Origin of the sequence: Salinicola sp. CPA57, assembly GCF_003206035.1 — a bacterium.
Taxonomy (GTDB): Bacteria; Pseudomonadota; Gammaproteobacteria; order Pseudomonadales; family Halomonadaceae; genus Salinicola; species Salinicola socius.
The window spans coordinates 215,534-227,627 of record NZ_PZJR01000001.1 but is presented as its reverse complement, the minus strand read 5'-3'; the positions used below and the strand labels follow the sequence as shown (position 1 = coordinate 227,627).

14 protein-coding genes are annotated in these 12,094 nt (G+C 63.1%); 8 read left to right on the top strand and 6 right to left on the bottom strand.

The features are described 5' to 3' along the window. Positions 1–52: 52 nt before the first annotated feature. The 3 genes from DOM36_RS01025 to DOM36_RS01015 all read right to left on the bottom strand — a co-directional run bounded on the left by DOM36_RS01025 (position 53) and on the right by DOM36_RS01015 (position 2,243). The gene (locus DOM36_RS01025; protein ID WP_110640689.1) at positions 53–664 is read right to left on the bottom strand and encodes a LysE family translocator; all 612 of its coding nucleotides are present in this window, start codon (positions 662–664) and stop codon (positions 53–55) included. A 30-nt stretch (positions 665–694) separates the two neighbouring features. Continuing rightward, a complete protein-coding gene (locus DOM36_RS01020) occupies positions 695–1,471 on the bottom strand; it encodes an AraC family transcriptional regulator (protein WP_110640687.1) in 777 nt (258 codons plus the stop codon). Positions 1,472–1,772: 301 nt separating this feature from the next. Continuing rightward, positions 1,773–2,243: a peroxiredoxin gene (locus tag DOM36_RS01015; protein ID WP_075568389.1), complete on the bottom strand. Its 471-nt coding sequence runs from the start codon at positions 2,241–2,243 to the stop codon at positions 1,773–1,775. A 410-nt stretch (positions 2,244–2,653) separates the two neighbouring features. Between DOM36_RS01015 and dapA the strand changes: the two genes are divergently transcribed. From dapA to purC, 4 genes are all read left to right on the top strand, one after another. Further along, a complete protein-coding gene (gene dapA / locus DOM36_RS01010) occupies positions 2,654–3,538 on the top strand; it encodes a 4-hydroxy-tetrahydrodipicolinate synthase (RefSeq protein ID WP_075568388.1) in 885 nt (294 codons plus the stop codon). A 59-nt stretch (positions 3,539–3,597) separates the two neighbouring features. Next, positions 3,598–4,551: an outer membrane protein assembly factor BamC gene (gene bamC, locus DOM36_RS01005; RefSeq protein ID WP_110640686.1), complete on the top strand. Its 954-nt coding sequence runs from the start codon at positions 3,598–3,600 to the stop codon at positions 4,549–4,551. Further along, positions 4,551–5,336 carry an MBL fold metallo-hydrolase gene (locus tag DOM36_RS01000; protein WP_075568386.1) on the top strand — a complete coding sequence of 262 codons (786 nt, stop codon included), beginning with the start codon at positions 4,551–4,553 and terminating at the stop codon, positions 5,334–5,336. Before bamC ends, DOM36_RS01000 begins: the two co-directional genes overlap by 1 nt. A 98-nt stretch (positions 5,337–5,434) precedes the next feature. After that, positions 5,435–6,148 carry a phosphoribosylaminoimidazolesuccinocarboxamide synthase gene (purC, locus tag DOM36_RS00995; RefSeq protein WP_075568385.1) on the top strand — a complete coding sequence of 238 codons (714 nt, stop codon included), beginning with the start codon at positions 5,435–5,437 and terminating at the stop codon, positions 6,146–6,148. 105 nt (positions 6,149–6,253) lie between these two features. Here the strand turns inward: purC and DOM36_RS00990 are convergent, their stop codons facing one another. Further along, a complete protein-coding gene (locus tag DOM36_RS00990; protein ID WP_110640684.1) occupies positions 6,254–6,820 on the bottom strand; it encodes a peptidylprolyl isomerase in 567 nt (188 codons plus the stop codon). Between the two features lie 86 nt (positions 6,821–6,906). Next, on the bottom strand, positions 6,907–7,728 hold the full coding sequence (gene tsaA, locus DOM36_RS00985; protein WP_110640682.1) for a tRNA (N6-threonylcarbamoyladenosine(37)-N6)-methyltransferase TrmO: 822 nt from the start codon (positions 7,726–7,728) through the stop codon (positions 6,907–6,909). 113 nt (positions 7,729–7,841) lie between these two features. On the opposite strand from tsaA, the gene DOM36_RS00980 reads away from it, so the two are divergent. The 4 genes from DOM36_RS00980 (at position 7,842) to fabF (ending at position 10,858) form a co-directional block, all read left to right on the top strand. After that, entirely contained in the window at positions 7,842–8,402 is a 561-nt protein-coding gene (locus DOM36_RS00980) for a hypothetical protein (protein ID WP_075568383.1), read from the top strand. Positions 8,403–8,439: 37 nt separating this feature from the next. Continuing rightward, positions 8,440–8,937, top strand: a complete 498-nt coding sequence (locus DOM36_RS00975) for a GNAT family N-acetyltransferase (RefSeq protein WP_110640680.1) — start codon at positions 8,440–8,442, stop codon at positions 8,935–8,937. Positions 8,938–9,004: 67 nt separating this feature from the next. Next, a complete protein-coding gene (locus tag DOM36_RS00970) occupies positions 9,005–9,583 on the top strand; it encodes a helix-turn-helix domain-containing protein (protein ID WP_083941392.1) in 579 nt (192 codons plus the stop codon). A gap of 12 nt (positions 9,584–9,595) precedes the next feature. Continuing rightward, positions 9,596–10,858, top strand: coding sequence for a beta-ketoacyl-ACP synthase II (gene fabF, locus DOM36_RS00965; protein WP_075568380.1), 1,263 nt, complete (start codon positions 9,596–9,598; stop codon positions 10,856–10,858). Positions 10,859–11,098: 240 nt separating this feature from the next. On the opposite strand, the gene DOM36_RS00960 is transcribed toward fabF, so the two are convergent. Further along, a complete protein-coding gene (locus DOM36_RS00960; protein ID WP_110640678.1) occupies positions 11,099–11,893 on the bottom strand; it encodes an SDR family NAD(P)-dependent oxidoreductase in 795 nt (264 codons plus the stop codon). Between the last annotated feature and the right edge of the window lie 201 nt (positions 11,894–12,094).

Below are 12,094 nucleotides of genomic sequence, written 5' to 3'. Positions count from 1 at the left end.
GTCCGCGGGCGGCTGAGCCGCGCAATCTCTCTTTCGCTGCGCTGGCGCGGGGTCAGAGTCTTTCGAAACCGAGACGCAGGGCCAGCAGTACGAAAGCGGCAGCAAAGCCATAGCGAATGAATGCCATCACTCGTGGCCTGCCGATGACATGATCGCGGACCCAAGCCGCCATCAGTCCATAGCCAATGAACACGATCAATGTCATGACCACGAATACCAGACCGAGAAGGAAAAAATCGCTACGTGCGTCGGCGCTATCGATCGGTACGAACTGGGGCAGGAAGGCGAGGAAGAATAGACCAAGTTTGGGGTTGAGCAGGTTGAGCCAGATGCCCGTGCCGATCAGCGCCAGGCCACCGCGAGGCGAGTGCTGACTATCGACGGCCATCACTCCCTGCGCCCGCCATACCTGCCACGCCATGAATAGCAGATAGAGCGTTCCTGCGATGCGCATTGCCTGGAAAAGGGTGGAGCTCATTTCCAGGATGGCCGTCAGGCCCAGCGTGGCCAGCAGTAGTTGGGGCGCGATGCCCAGTGTGCAGCCCAGCGCGGCGAGCATGGCAGCGCGTGCGCCTCGTCCCAATCCCGTGGCCAGTGTGTAGAGCACGCCGGTGCCTGGCAGCACCACAACGATGAGGGCAGTCAGCAGAAATTCGAGGGTCATGGTGAGTTCCGATGTTCAGAGGGCGATGAATCAACCACGCCACTGACCAGGCGTCACGCCCAATTGCCGCACGAAAGCCCGTGTCATATGGCTCTGATCCGCAAACCCGACCACGTCGGCGGCTTCCGTCAGGGAGGTGCCTCGGCTGATTGCTGCGCAGGCCAGGCGCACGCGGCGCTGTTTGAGATAGGCATGGGGAGTGGTGCCGACTTCACGCCGGAACCGACGCAGCGCGGTGTAGGGCGTCAGCTCGGCGATGCGGGCCAGCTCAGAGAGCGCTGGGGCGTCGAGCGGGTCGTCATGAAGTCGTTCCAGCATTCGCTGAACCGCGGATGAAGGAGGGGCGGCCGTTGGTATCGGAAGCGACGTGTCTAGCAGCGCACCGAACAGATCGCCGATGATTTCCGTGATCTCGTCGGGAGCGCTGTTGGGGATATCCGCCATGCCGTGGAGTAGGCGCCTGGTCAAGGCGGGGTCGCTCAGCGCCGGATGGTGGAATTCACGCGATGCCAGGTCGGTGCCGAAGGCGCGGGCGATCAAGCTTGGTTCGACGAACAGCATGCGCCAGCGGCGCGCAGAACCGCCTATCGGGATACCGTCGTGAAGCTCGCTGGGATTGACCGTAATCACGTGACGCGGGCCTGCCTCGACGCTTCCGCGGCCACTCCACGAGACGTGTCCGCCGTCGAGCATCACGCCGATGCCGTACTCATCGTGCGAGTGACGGGGGAATCGTCGATCCGACTGGATCTCGATGAGATGAGCGCCAGGCAGTGCGGTGTGCGCAGATTGAACCCGGTGTAGCATGGCCGATTTTCCTCGCTTGACCTGTATCTTCCATTGTCTTCATCTGGTCGTCTCACGATCGATCGAGAGCTGTCACCCGGCCCGTAGTGAGTGATCGGGGGATCGGTGACCGTGACTGGAGCAACTATCAAAGAGATCCACCTGGGTGTCTTGAACGAAATTGACTCTCGGTGGTGCAGGGGGCTCGGAAGGGGCAGGGTAATGGGAGGTCGTGGCATGGTTGTGTTCGGCCGCAGACCGCCTTATTGGCGGCCCGCGGCTGACATGGCGCCTGGCTTGATGCGGTGCGGCCCAATTAACTTCAGCCGTTAAGTTCGCGTGCCGCTGCGAGCACTTCCTCGACATGGCCAGGAACCTTGACGCCACGCCATTCCCGGGCGAGCTTGCCGTCGGCGTCGATCAGAAAGGTGCTGCGCTCGACGCCGAGATGTTCCTTGCCGTACATCTTCTTCAACTTGATCACGTCGAACTGCTTGCAAACGGCCTCGTCGCGATCCGAGATCAGTTCGAAAGGGAAGCCCTGTTTGGCCTTGAAGTTCTCGTGAGACTTGAGGCCATCCCGGGAGACGCCGAAAACGACCGTGTTGGCGGCTTCGAACTCGCCGATTCTGGCGCCGAAGTCGCCGCCCTCGGTGGTGCAGCCGGGCGTGCTGTCCTTGGGATAGAAGTAGATCACCAACTGCTTGCCGCGATAGTCGCTGAGCCGAAAGGCGGTGTCGCCGGTGGCCTCGGCGGAGAAATCGTCGACGGGTTGTCCAACGCGGATTGTCATGAGTCGCTCCGAAATGAGGAGAAGATGAGTCGTGGGGATTCCTCGGGAATCCGTCGTGATCGAACGATAGCCGATTCTGAAGGTCAATGCTCGGGCGTGGCCTCGCCGTGACGGTCGTCCGGATCCCCTCAGTCGCCTCCGTCGTCGGGACGCCGAGACTTGTCAGCCGCCATCGATGTGACCCCGGTCATCGTCGACAGGACCATCGTTGAGAACCGACGTGACCATCGTTGGAGACGCCGATATCGCCGGGAGCCGGCTTTGTCGGCTGTACACGCCGGGGCTGCCTGAGTACCATCTGGGATCTGCAAAATCGTGCCTGGACAGGCGCCATGCCAACTCGGCATGCGGCCGGGGTTCCGGAATCCGCGAGCGGCCGACCATCCCGGCCACAGGAAGAGAGCTGCAAAATGATCACAGGCAGTATCGTTGCCATGGCGACGCCGATGAAAGCCGGCGGTGAGATCGATTGGGAGGCGCTGCGTCGCCTGGTGAACTTTCATCTCGACCACGGCACCGACGCGATCGTCGCCGCCGGTACCACGGGCGAGCCGACCACGATGTCGTTTGCCGAGCATTTCGATGTCATCCGCACCGTGGTCGAGGAAGTCAACGGTCGGATTCCGGTGATTGCCGGGACCGGTGCCAACAACACCGCCGAGGCGGTGGAGCTGGCGCGCTATGCCAGCGAAGTGGGCGCCGACTGCTGTCTGTCGGTGGCGCCCTACTATAACAAGCCGACCCAGGAAGGCTTGTACCAGCACTTCAAGGCGGTCGCCGAAGCGAGCGAACTGCCGATCATCCTGTACAACGTGCCCGGTCGTACCTGCTCCGATATCTACAACGAGACGGTTTTCCGTCTGGCGGAGCTCGAGCGAATCGTCGGTCTGAAAGATGCGACCGGCAATCTGGAGCGTGCCGAAGAGCTGATCGACCGGCTCGAGGGCAGTGATTTCGCGCTCTATTCCGGTGACGACCCCACCGCCTGCGACTTCATGCTGATGGGTGGCCACGGCGATATCTCGGTCACTGCCAACGTGGCACCGCAGTCGATGCACGATTTGTGTGTCGCGGCGACCAGCGGCCAGCGTGAAAAGGCGCACCAGATCAACGCCCGCCTGGCGCCACTGCACACGGCGCTGGGGATCGAATCCAATCCGATTCCGGTCAAGTGGGCACTCAATCGCATGGGTTACGCCGAAACCGGCATCCGGCTGCCGCTGACCTGGCTGTCCGAGCGCTACCACGGCAACGTCGGCGAAGCGCTGCAGCTCGCCGGTATCGACAGGAAGTGATGTCTGTCGACGTGGAACGAATCGCTAATCAGCCCATTGCTTCAAACAAAGGTGGATGCATGAAGCCCATCCTCAAATGGATGCCTCTGATGTTGTGCTCGTCGCTGGCCCTCTCGGGCTGCGGGCTATTCCAGGACGGTTACTACTACGACCGTAACGACGAATATCAGAACGCCAAGATGACCCAACCGCTGGATCTGCCGGCTTCACGCAATAAGGTCCGATATCAGGATTCGATGCCGGTACCTCAAGCGGATAGCGATTTTTCGGCCGACGACAGCGTCGAGGAGGCACCCCGCCCGCAGCCTCTGGCTTCGGGGCAGAGCGACGAGCAGCCGTACGTGGAGATGCGTCAGGCCGGCAGCGAGCAGTGGCTGCTGGTCGACGCCGCGCCGGCAAGCGTATGGCCACGGCTGCAGGGGTTCGCCGTCGATCACGGCGTCAATCCGACGGCCATCGATGCTGCCAGTGGTCGTATCGAGACCGCTCAGGGCAGCATGAGCCTGCGCCAGGGGCTGCGCAGCGGTACCAGTGAAGTGCGCTGCGATATCGGCGGCAGCAAACCCTGCCTGAGTTCGGTCAAGGCCTATCTCGATGCCAACCACACGGCCGACAGCGGCGTGTCGCTGGCCGCGCAGCCGCTCGATCAGAGCGAGCGGGTTCGATTGCGCAGCCGCGATGGCGGCTGGGAGCTCGACCTGGCGCTGGATCGCGAACGTGCCTGGTCCGAACTCTATTACCAGCTGCAGAACGGATTCGATGCCGCTCGCCTGACGGTGACCGATCAGAATCGCAGCGCTGGCCAGTTCTTCATCGATTACCTGCCGCTTGACGCCGGCGATGGCGGCTGGTTCAACTGGTTCGGTAGCGATCCGCAGCCCAGCCACTATCGCCTGCAGCTCGACTCCAACGCCGGCAATACCGTGGTGACGGTGGCCGACGCCGAAGGTCAGCCAGTATCGCCGGCCGCGGCCCGGGAGCTGCTCGACGCCATCGCGTCCAAGCTGCGCTGATGTCGTCGCCGTCCACTCCGGGCCTTCACTTCGCCTCGCTGGGCAGCGGCAGCAAGGGCAACGCGACGCTGGTCAGCGACGGCGAAACGCTGGTCCTGGTGGATTGCGGCTTTGGTGTGCGCGAGGCCGAAAGGCGCCTCGCGCGGCTTGGCGTCCATCCGCGTCAGCTGGCGGCGGTGCTCGTGACCCACGAGCACAGTGATCACATCACGGGCGTGGGGGCGCTGGCTCGCCGTCATCAGCTGCCGGTCTATCTCAGCGCCGGCAGCTGGCTCTCCGGCAAGCTCGGCGAGGTGCCCAGTCACCAGTTGCTGGTACCGCAGGCGCGTTTCGCCATCGGCGGGCTGGAGATCGACCCGGTCACCGTTCCCCACGATGCTCGCGAGCCGATCCAGTTCTGCTTTCGTGCCAACGATCGTCGTCTCGGCGTGCTGACCGATCTCGGTCACCCGACGTCTCACGTGGTCGATGTCTTCAATGGCTGCGATGCGCTGTTCCTCGAGTGCAATCATGATCCGCGGATGCTGGCCGAAGGGCCTTATCCGCCTCATCTGAAGCGCCGTGTCGCCGGTCGCTGGGGGCATCTGGCCAACGGTCAGGCGGCGGATCTGCTGCGCCAGTTGGGGCTTGACCGACTGCAGCGGATTGTCTGCTCGCACCTGTCGGCGCAAAATAATCACCCCGAGCGAGTGCTGGAAACGCTGGTGCCGCTGCTCGACGGCGATGAATCGCGTCTGCTGGTCTCGGCCCAGGATCGAGGTATCGACTGGCAGCAGGTGGCATGACGGCGGAATGAATCCGCGTCGCGGCCACACACCACGCTTCACTCTCATCTTGTTCATGAACCTGCTGCCCCAAGGGGCCGCGACGCGGAGACAGCTCCATGCAAAAACGCGATCTTCTCTATGCCGGCAAGGCCAAGTCGGTCTATCTGAGCGACGACCCGCAGCGGCTTGTCCTGCACTTTCGCGATGACACCAGCGCCTTCGATGGCAAGAAGAAAGAAGCGCTCGAGCGCAAGGGCATGGTCAACAACAAGTTCAACGCCTTCATCATGGAGAAGCTTCAGGCCGCCGGCATTCCCACCCATTTCGAACAGCTGCTGTCCGATACGGAGTGCGTGGTCAAGAAAATGGAGATGATCCCGGTCGAGTGCGTGGTGCGTAATCTGGCCGCTGGTGGCCTGGTCCGTCGCCTCGGCGTCGAGGAGGGCATCGAGCTCGCTCCACCGACCTTCGAGCTGTTTCTGAAAAACGACGAGAAAGGCGACCCGATGATCAACGAGTCGCTGGCCGAGACGTTCGGCTGGGCGACGCCCGCGCAGCTTTCGACCATGAAATCGCTGACGTTCCAGGTCAACGACGTGCTCAAACAGCTGTTTCTCGATGGCGGCATGCTGTTGGTCGATTACAAGCTCGAGTTCGGTGTCTTCGAAGGCGAGATCGTGCTGGGCGACGAGTTCTCTCCGGATGGCTGCCGGCTATGGGATGCCGAGACCCGGGAAAAGCTGGACAAGGATCGCTTCCGCCAGGGCCTGGGTGGCGTGATCGAAGCCTATGAAGAGGTGGGGCGCCGTCTGGGCATGACCTTCGACTGAACCATCATCGCGAGACCGATACGACCAGGCCCCGACGTGAAAACGCCGGGGCTTGTTGCTGTTCGGATGCGGTGACAGAGACGTTTCAACGCCTCGCGTCATCGTTCAGTCGATGCGCTCCGCGCCCTCTATGGTGATCGGTGTCTTCGGCACGTCGGCATGCGGGCCCTGTCGTCCGGTAGGCATTCCGGCGATCTTGTCGACGACGTCCATACCCGAAACCACGTGACCGAATACCGTGTAGCCCGGGTTGTAGAGATCGCGGTAGTTCAACGCGGTATTGTCGACCAGGTTGATGAAGAACTGGCTGGTCGCCGAATCCGGATTGGCGGTCCGCGCCATGGCAATGGTGCCGCGGGTGTTGTCGAGTCCGCTTTTTTCCAGCGCGATCGGATCATGGGTCGCCTTCGGTTCGAGATCCGCCGTCATGCCGCCACCCTGAATCATGAAGTCCTGCATGACACGATGAAAGACGGTGCCGGCGTAGAAACCTTCGTCGACGTAGCTGAGGAAATTGTCCACCGTGTCGGGTGCAGCCTTGGCGTCGAGTTCGACTTCGATGTCGCCCTGGCTCGTCTCCAGACGCACGTGGGGGTGATCGGCATCGGCCAGCGCCGGAAGAGAAAACAGCGCCAGGGCGGACAGGCAGAGAGAAAACAGCGACTTTCGCATCGAGGGCACTCCAGTCATTCGTCGAAGCACGCCAGCCTAGCCGCATCGATGCCCGCTGACCAGTGTCGACCCCGGTGCAGATGCGTTTAACGCGGCTCGATCGTCTCCACGTGGATTTCGGCTTCACCGTCACGGTCCCTGACGCGAAAGCGCACGTTGACGTCACGCAGGAACACGCCATAGCACCTCGCGGTGTCGTTCAGGCTCGACGATGAAGACGCGCCGCCGTGATAGGCGGGGCGCGGGTCCTGCGCCAGCACCTCTTCGATCAGACGCGACAGGGATTCGCCGTCGGGATGACAGCGAAGCGCTTCGCTGGCCGTGGCGCTGAAAGTGACGCGGTGTTGAAGCGGCGGCACGGGCGCGTATCCGGCGCTGGCATCGGGGCGCGACTCGGCCCAGGGTAGATACGGCTTGATGTCGAGGATCGGGGTCGCGTCGCAGAGATCGTGCCCGCGCAGATGCAGTTTGACTCGGCTCCGGCGCTCGGCCAGCCGCGAGCCGGCAACCGGTGCCCGAGCGAGTGAGGGTGTGGCGGTGCACTCGACGGCGACCAGTTCGACCAGTGACAGTCCCAGACGATTGGGCCGGTGGGTACTGCGGCTGGCGAAGACGCCGATACGCTGATTGCCCCCCAGGCGCGGCGGGCGAACCCGAGGCTTCCAGCTTTCGGGGCTGCGATCGAAGACGAACGTCAGCCAGAGGTGCGTCATCGCCTCCAGCCCCTCGACGGCGAGAGGGTCGTCGAACGCCGGTGCGAGGTAGAGAATCGCTCGCGCCGACGGTGCCAGCCCCGGCTGACGCGGAATCCCGAACTTGTCGGGATAATCGCTGGCGACGTGACCAATGGTCTCCAGCGTGAAAGCGCTGTCGTGTGGAGGGACGTGAGATCGAGGCTCTGGAATCATGGAATCGCGCTTCTCGAGGTGAAATTTCGCAACGGTGCCATACTGCAGTGGCGCTCGGGCCTCCGCGCGCGCGGGATTTTGAAGACTCGCATGATACCAAGGAGAGGTGTTGGATGAGTTTTTTGCACGTTTACCACGAGGCGGATGGTGATCAACCGCTACTGAGTACCCATGATGCCTACCGCATCGCGCTGGAGATGAGCTCGATCGAGATCTACTTCGATCGACGCGAACTGACGGAGTTGCCGGTGGGTATCGATACACAGCAGCTCATGGTGTTGAACAACGAGACCGCGATCGACATCCAGCGTCTGAGCGGGCGCCAATATTGCGATCTGCGCGGAATGAGCCCGCAGTATCCCGGTCTCGAGTTACGGCGTGAACTCCTTTGCACGGAATCGTCCAACGACGAGGAGACCTGGCACCTCTTTCTCAGGGGACAGGCGATCTTCTATTTCCATCTCAACTATCGGGTCTACGTCGTCGGCTGCGATCGAGGCGACCTGATCTCGGTCCCGGCGGGACTGCCGCACTGGCTCGATATCGGGCCCGAACCCGACTTTCTATTGCTGGCGCTAAGTAACACCCGGTCGCCCAACCTCATCGCGACGGCGAGCGACATCGCACTGCGATTCCCGCGCTTCGAAAGGTTGGTCGACAACGTTGCAGCGTGACAGCGATCTGCCTCGCGCTGATGAAGGAGAGACCGCCATGCTCGAGCGAACCCGTTTCCGGCAGGCGCTACCCAAGGATGCGCCGGACCAGGCCGAAGTCTTCCATCATGCGATCATGGAAGGCGCCGCCGGCCACTACACGCTGGCGCAGCGTGAGGCCTGGGCGGCAGTGCTGCCGCGAACGGCGGAGGCCTGGGTGGCCCGTCAGGCACTCTATCCCACGCTGGTCGCCGAATGTGACGGTCATTGCGTCGGCTTCTGTGAACGCGACTTGTCGGCCGGGCGTATCGAGACGCTCTACGTCTGGCCGTCGGTGGCCCGACAGGGACTGGGCTCGCGTCTGCTGGCGCTCTCCGTCGAGGCGCTGAGCGACGCCGGCTACAAGGTCGTGTCGATCGAAGCGAGTCTGGTGCTGGCGCCATCGCTGGCCGGGCGCGGCTGGGAAACACTCCAACAGGAGCGTGTCGAACGCCATGGCGAGCGGCTGGCGAGGATGCGGATGCGTTTGACCATGGAAGATACCGACGTCCAGTGATCCGGTTATTGATGTCAGGCGCCTGGACTTTCCTTGGAACGGTGAATTCGGTAGAGTCACTTCCATAATGAAAGTGACCCATGATATTTCCCTGTTCTGCCCGGTAGCTCGCGCGCTCGAATGCGTGGGCGACAGCTGGACGCTATTGATTCTGCGTGATGCGATGCACGGCGCGCGGCGATTCGACGAATTCCAGCGCGGCCTGGGTATCGCCTCCAGCATGCTGACGCGACGCCTGGAGCGCATGGTTTCCGACGAGCTTCTCGAAAAGCGCTGCTATCAGCAGCATCCCCCGCGTCACGAGTATCATCTGACAGCCAAGGGGCAGGACCTCGCCCCGGTCATCCTGATGCTCTATCGCTGGGGAGAGCACCATTTGCCGATCGAAGCCAACGGCTTCTATCTGATCGATCGACAGACCCGCGAACCCGTCGATCCGATCCTGTACGACCGCCATCATCAGCGCCCCCTGGCGCCCGGTGACGTGCGTCTGGCGCCGGGACCCGATGCCACTCCGGCGGTTCATGCCCGTGTCGAACGCATGCATGCTGCCTTCGACCGTGGCGGTATTTCCGACTCGCAGCCGACAATGGCAACGGCCGCCGGCCAGACAGCCGATGCTGCGAGTGACTCGATCAATGACTGAAAGGACATCGTCATGCGACGTATCGTAGTGACAGGTATGGGACTCCTCTCGCCGCTGGGATGCGGCATCGATCCTGTATGGCAGCGGTTGCTGTCGGGCGCCTCCGGCCTACGCCGATTGCCGGCGGAGACCGTCGAGGGGCTGGCCGTGGGTGTCGGCGGGCCGGTACCGACCATCGAGGACGACAGCGCTGGCTTCGATCCGGACGCGACCATGGATCCCAAGGAGCGGCGCAAGATGGACCGCTTCATCCAGATGGCGGTAGCGGCGGCGGAAGAAGCGCTGGCCCAGGCCGACTGGTTCCCGCAGACGGAAGCCGAAAAGGAGCGCACGGCGACCCTGATCGGCTCGGGAATCGGTGGCTTTCCCGCCATTGCCGACGCGGTGCGTACGGTCGATAGCCGCGGGCCGCGCCGGCTGTCGCCGTTCACCATCCCTTCGTTTCTGGCCAATCTCGCCTGTGGTCAGGTGTCGATTCGTCATGGCTTCAAGGGACCGCTCGGCGCGCCGGTGACGGCGTGTGCCGCCGGTCTGCAGGCGATCGGCGACGCCGCGCGCATGATTCACGCCGGTGAGGCCGATGTGGCGCTCTGCGGCGGCAGCGAAGCCTGTATTGATCGCGTCAGCCTGGGTGGCTTCGCCGCCGCCAAGGCGCTTTCCAGCCATTTCAACGACACGCCGGAACAGGCCTCGCGGCCGTTCGATCAGGGCCGTGATGGCTTCGTGATGGGAGAGGGCGCCGGGTTGATCGTGATCGAGACGCTCGAACATGCCCTGGCGCGGGGTGCGACGCCGATCGCTGAGCTGGTCGGCTACGGCACGACGTCAGACGCCTATCACATGACCGCAGGCCCGGAGGATGGCTCCGGCGCGGCACGGGCGATGCAGATCGCACTGCGCCAGGCCGGCCTGGAAGCGTCCGAGATCCAGCATCTCAACGCCCATGCCACCTCGACGCCGGTCGGCGATCGCGGCGAACTGGCCGCCATCCATCGGCTGTTCGGCGACCACTCGCCAGCGATCAGCGCGACCAAGGCGACCACCGGCCACCTGCTGGGCGCCGCCGGCGGGGTCGAGGCGATCTTCACGCTGCTGGCGTTGCGCGACCAGGTTGCGCCGCTGACCCGCAACTACACCGATCCTGACCCGCTGGCGGCGGATCTGGACGTGGTCCACGGCGAATCGCGCAAGATGCCGATGGAACACGCCATCTGCAACGCTTTCGGTTTCGGCGGCGTCAACGCCAGCGTGATCTTCAAGCGTTACGATGCTTGAAACCGACTGAAACGGGCTGCGCTCGGCACCGCCTGAGCCTACCCGGACATAAAAAGCGCCGCTGGCCTTAAGGCTAGCGGCGCGTTTCTTTGGCAGCCAAATCGATAATGGGAAACTTGGCGAGCGATGGTCAGGCTAGGCGAAAATTGGCGAGGGCACGGAATTTGCCGGGGTAAATGAGTAACCCGAGCCGATTTTCAACAACGTTTGACCGAGCGTAGCCAGTTTACCAAAGCGATTTCAGGCCATGGTATCGACGATGCCGCCTTCCACTCGCATTGCCGCGCCGGTGGTGGCGCTGGCCTGGGGCGAGGCCAGGTAGACGCTGAGGTTGGCGACTTCCTCGACCTCGGCCACGCGCTGAATGATCGAAGACGGCCGGTTCTCCTTGACGAAGTTGGCTTCCGCCTCGACTTCGCTGATGCCCTGCTGTCTGGCGATGTCGGCAATCATCTTGCCCACGCCTTCGGATTTGGTCGGCCCGGGAAGCACGGCGTTGACCGTGACCTGGGTGCCCGCCAGAACCTTGGCCAGCCCGCGCGAGATCGACTGCACGGCGCTTTTGGTCATGCCGTAATGGACCATTTCCGCCGGGATGTTGAGCGCCGATTCGCTGGAGAGGAACTGGATCCGGCCCCAGTCGCGCGCTTTCATCCCCTGGGCGTAGTGACGCGACAGGCGCACGGCGCTCATCACGTTGACGTCGAAGAACTGCTGCCACTCCTCGTCGGGGATCTCGAAGAAATCCTTGGGTCCGAAGATGCCGACGTTGTTGATCAGGATATCGCAGTCGGGTTTCCGAGCGATCAGCGTCCGGCACCCTTCGGCCGTACCCAGGTCCGCCGCGACGCCATCCACGCTTGCCCCCGGAATCTTCTGCTCGAGCGTGGCGATGGCCTCATCCACGCGCGCCTGGGTGCGCCCGGTCACGGTGACTGCTGCGCCGGCATTGGCCAGCCCCTGGGCGATGGCCAGTCCGATGCCGGCGGTGGAGCCGGTGACGATGGCGGTCTTGCCGGTCAGATCGATTTTCATCGGGTATCTCCCTCTCCTTGGGCCAATGTAGTCACACTGGCGTGAATCGAGAATGCATCGTGGCCTCGACGAAAGTCGCAGAGGTACACTGATTCAATTAGGGCAGCTTAGTTCAGCCACAACCCCGCTGCCCGTTTCAGCATGGGGCGCTTTTCGCAATTCGCCGTCCCATCGCTGAAAGCCCGGGCGTCATCGCCTCCT

Bases quoted from the DNA above. Each gene is read 5' to 3' on its own strand.
- DOM36_RS01025 (WP_110640689.1), bottom strand. From the start codon at position 664: ATGACCCTCGAATTTCTGCTGACTGCCCTCATCGTTGTGGTGCTGCCA.
- DOM36_RS01020 (WP_110640687.1), bottom strand. From the start codon at position 1,471: ATGCTACACCGGGTTCAATCTGCGCACACCGCACTGCCTGGCGCTCAT.
- DOM36_RS01015 (WP_075568389.1), bottom strand. From the start codon at position 2,243: ATGACAATCCGCGTTGGACAACCCGTCGACGATTTCTCCGCCGAGGCC.
- dapA (WP_075568388.1), top strand. From the start codon at position 2,654: ATGATCACAGGCAGTATCGTTGCCATGGCGACGCCGATGAAAGCCGGC.
- bamC (WP_110640686.1), top strand. From the start codon at position 3,598: ATGAAGCCCATCCTCAAATGGATGCCTCTGATGTTGTGCTCGTCGCTG.
- DOM36_RS01000 (WP_075568386.1), top strand. From the start codon at position 4,551: ATGTCGTCGCCGTCCACTCCGGGCCTTCACTTCGCCTCGCTGGGCAGC.
- purC (WP_075568385.1), top strand. From the start codon at position 5,435: ATGCAAAAACGCGATCTTCTCTATGCCGGCAAGGCCAAGTCGGTCTAT.
- DOM36_RS00990 (WP_110640684.1), bottom strand. From the start codon at position 6,820: ATGCGAAAGTCGCTGTTTTCTCTCTGCCTGTCCGCCCTGGCGCTGTTT.
- tsaA (WP_110640682.1), bottom strand. From the start codon at position 7,728: ATGATTCCAGAGCCTCGATCTCACGTCCCTCCACACGACAGCGCTTTC.
- DOM36_RS00980 (WP_075568383.1), top strand. From the start codon at position 7,842: ATGAGTTTTTTGCACGTTTACCACGAGGCGGATGGTGATCAACCGCTA.
- DOM36_RS00975 (WP_110640680.1), top strand. From the start codon at position 8,440: ATGCTCGAGCGAACCCGTTTCCGGCAGGCGCTACCCAAGGATGCGCCG.
- DOM36_RS00970 (WP_083941392.1), top strand. From the start codon at position 9,005: ATGAAAGTGACCCATGATATTTCCCTGTTCTGCCCGGTAGCTCGCGCG.
- fabF (WP_075568380.1), top strand. From the start codon at position 9,596: ATGCGACGTATCGTAGTGACAGGTATGGGACTCCTCTCGCCGCTGGGA.
- DOM36_RS00960 (WP_110640678.1), bottom strand. From the start codon at position 11,893: ATGAAAATCGATCTGACCGGCAAGACCGCCATCGTCACCGGCTCCACC.